3 protein-coding genes are annotated in these 3,802 nt (G+C 39.0%); all 3 read left to right on the forward strand.

From position 1 onward, the window contains the following. Nucleotides 1–187: 187 nt before the first annotated feature. A complete protein-coding gene (locus ACZFYI_RS17015) occupies nt 188–1,534 on the forward strand; it encodes a DUF6600 domain-containing protein (RefSeq protein WP_462525325.1) in 1,347 nt (448 codons plus the stop codon). 302 nt (nt 1,535–1,836) lie between these two features. After that, the gene (locus tag ACZFYI_RS17020) at nt 1,837–3,075 is read left to right on the forward strand and encodes an ROK family protein (protein WP_462525326.1); all 1,239 of its coding nucleotides are present in this window, start codon (nt 1,837–1,839) and stop codon (nt 3,073–3,075) included. A gap of 101 nt (nt 3,076–3,176) precedes the next feature. After that, on the forward strand, nt 3,177–3,802 hold a 626-nt coding region (locus ACZFYI_RS17025), incomplete at its 3' end, for an FG-GAP repeat domain-containing protein (RefSeq protein WP_462525327.1).

Here is a 3,802-nt window from a genome sequence, read left to right on the forward strand (position 1 = left end):
TTTAATTTCATATAGATATATTAAAATATTAATTTAAAGTTATAAAGAATTATATTTTTTTTTTTCAAAATAAATTTCTTTAAAAAAAAAAAATATCTTATAATAAACTATTTTTAATTTAATAATAATATAGAACTTAATTCTTTAAACTGCCGTAAAACCCACCAAGAAACTAAACCAAATTAATATGAAAAGGTCAACTATTTATCGGCTAAGTTTTCTGGTCCTGATCGGATTGGGAATGGGTTTCAGTCAAGAGTCTAAAGCAGGTCCAAATCATGGTATTTCCTTTCAGGTGTTTTACAATGAATTGAGCCCTTATGGAGACTGGGTTATGGATCCTACATATGGCTATGTCTGGATTCCATTTGTGGAGCAGGGATTTCATCCTTATGGTACAAACGGATATTGGGAAATGACCAATTTTGGAAATACATGGGTATCAAATTATCAATGGGGTTGGGCACCGTTTCATTATGGACGCTGGTTTTGGAATGATTATTATGGATGGGCTTGGGTCCCGGGATACGAATGGGGACCCGCTTGGGTCAATTGGAGAACAGGGGGTGGATATTATGGTTGGGCACCCTTAGGTCCGGGCTTCCAAGTGAGCGTATCTTTTCATATACCTTCCAATTACTGGGTATTCATACCGCAAAGGAGATTCCGATCAAGAAATTTCTACAGGTATTGCGCTCCTGCTTATCATGTGCCAACTATCTATAGCAGAACAACCTTCATCAACAACACTTATGTCTATAATAATAACACCTACTATTCCGGTCCTTCAAAAAGAGAAATCGAAAGATCTACAAGGACTGTGGTACCAGTTTATCAAATCAGTGATTCGGAAAAACCGGGAAGAACAGTAGTTCAAAAAGATAGGTTGAGTGTGTACCGTCCTGAGGTGAGGGATGTCAAAGAAAGAAATGAAAATCCCCGACCATCAAGGGTGTTTACTGCTGAGGAATTTAAAGAGAAATCCATCATGGAAACTAGGTCAAGTTCTTCCTCAACGAGAAGCGTCCAAAATCAACCTTCCCGTGAATCAGAAAGACAGGCTCAATCTCCTAGGGAATCAAATAGAAACAGCCCGTACAATTCCAATAATGGAATAAATGAATCTGCATCTCCTTCAAGAAATTCCCAAAATACCAACACTAGCAGGTCATTTGAACAACCCCAATCAAAGATTCAAAATAAGCCTGCACAGTCACCAAATACTGAACAAAGGTCAAGAAACAGTTCTCCATCAATTGTAAATGGGAATTCAAGATCTGGGCAGGCAGCTTCATCCAACAAACCTGATGTTTCAAGGGCAATTGAAAATACCAAAAGACAAGTCGAATCAACAAGGCAACAGACTAATCAGAGAATGCAGCAAGAAATCAAAAAACCGGTTCAAAATCGGCAGACTCCGCAGGTTGCAAAACCAAGGACTGAAGAAAAACCAAAAAGCGGTCAAGAATCTACATCCGGGTCTGGAAGCAGGTCAACTTCATCTTCCCGAGGAGGAGGCAGAGGTGGAAACTAAGCCAAATCAAGAGAGGCCCGATCAGGGCCTCTTTTGTTTCCTAGTCAATGACCACCAATCAAACTCAAAAACCCACCTTATTGAAATTATCAGATTAATTAGAAGTAAGGATTTGCTTAATTGAAAAACTCAAAAAAGAAATTAAAATCAGGTTAAAAATAAAAACTTCTATAAGCCCGCTATCAAATTGTAGAATCGATGGATTATTTTACATAAATCGAACCTTGATAATAGATTTTTTTTATTAAGCACTTTTGATATGCTTTAAAAAATCATTTAATTGGCTTTCTTAAAGTCAAAGGATGAACTTAATAAACCCTAAAAAAAACCTGGAAAAGATTCTGGGAGTGGTAGAAACCAAGAGTTATACCAACAAATTGAAGTTGATCAAAAACTTATATACAAAAGGGAGCAATACCGCAGGGGAAATATGCACTGAAGTCGGGATTTCACTACCCACAGTCAATTCGCTGTTGGGTGATTTGATGACTTCAGGAGAAGTAATAAAAAACGGTAGGGCAGAATCACAAGGTGGTAGAAAACCTGACTTGTACCAGTTGGCAGAAGATGCGTTTTACGTCCTTTCAGTGGACATCAATAAATTCCGGGTCAGAGCAGCAATCTATAACAGCACAAATGAAGCCATCACAGAGGCCGAAACCATCAAAATTACCCTAAACAATGAAAAAGATACTTTCGAGCAGATTTGTGATTTCATTTTGAGTCATAAAAACAAATCAGGAATTGCTGATGAAAAAATCATTGCCATTGGGATTTCCATGCCGGGATTGATAGATTCCATCAATGGCATCAACCATACTTACCTGAAATTCGGGAAAAAAAGTCTTGTTGAAAATTTTGAAGCGAGACTGGAAAGAAGGGTGTTTTTGGAAAACGATGCAAGGGCAATGACCCTTGCCGAATTCAAATTCGGTCAAAAAGACAATTACAAAAATGTGCTTGGTATTTTTATTGGTTGGGGAATTGGATTGGGAATCATCATCGACGGCAAAATTTACCAGGGTGCTTCAGGATTTGCCGGGGAGTTTAGCCACTCTCCCATTTTCGAATCAAGCGACATCACGTGCACCTGCGGAAAAAAAGGATGTCTGGAATCGGTTGCTTCCGGCACGGCAATCGTCCGCATGGCCAAAGAAGCCATAGCCACAGACAGCGATTCGATTTTGTCCCGAATGGTAAGGGAAAACAACAATGAAATCGAGCCTTTTTTGGTAGTGGATGCGGCACTTGCAGGAGACCAAAGAGCTATAACAATCCTTTCGGAAGTCGGTCTTGATCTAGGCAGAGGGATATCGATCCTTATCCAGCTTCTCAATCCTGAAATGATCATCATCGGAGGTTCAGTAGCGGAAGCAAAACAATACCTTATAACCCCGATACAGCAGGCATTGAACATATACAGTATGGCTAAGGCAAGAGAAAATACCGAATTGTCATTGTACAAGCTCGGTAAAGAAGTAGGGCTACTAGGAGGTGTCGCAGTGGTCAATGAAAAAATATTTGACGATGTACTTCAATAATCCTCGGTTCATCAAAATCCAATTATGGATTATATTGAGGTAAAAACCATTTGAACAGAATAAAGATGCAAGCGATTTCAAAATCCATTTTACCTATATTGATGGTAATATCAGGGATTGGGCTGTTTTTCTTTTCGGGAACAGAAAAAAACAAAATCGGTGCTTTTGAACTCCTACCCTCCAAAAGAACAGGAGTGACTTTTTCAAATACACTCAAGGAAGACCAAAAAAACAATATCCTGACCTACGAATACTTCTACAACGGCGGTGGTGTCGCAGTAGGTGATGTCAACAATGACGGACTGGAAGATATTTTTTTCACAGGAAATATGACAGATAATGTCCTATACCTTAACGAAGGGGATTTCAGGTTCAAAGATATTTCCAAAACAGCAGGGGTAAAAGGAAAGAAATCCTGGACAACCGGGGTTACAATGGTAGATATCAATGCTGATGGATGGCTTGATATTTATGTTTGTTATTCAGGAAACGGAAATATTGATAGCCGTAGAAATGAATTATTCATTAACCAAGGAAACCAGACTTTTATAGAAAGTGCCGCTACCTATGGTTTGGATGATCCGTCCAACAGTACCCAGGCATTGTTTTTTGATTTTGAGAAAGACGGGGATTTGGACATGTTTCTGCCGAACCATCATATTAAGGTCATCAATGAGATTGAATTTGACCAAGCAAGGGCTGCCAGCCATCCGTTTGCAGGAGACAA

Source organism: Aquiflexum sp. (genome assembly GCF_977115555.1).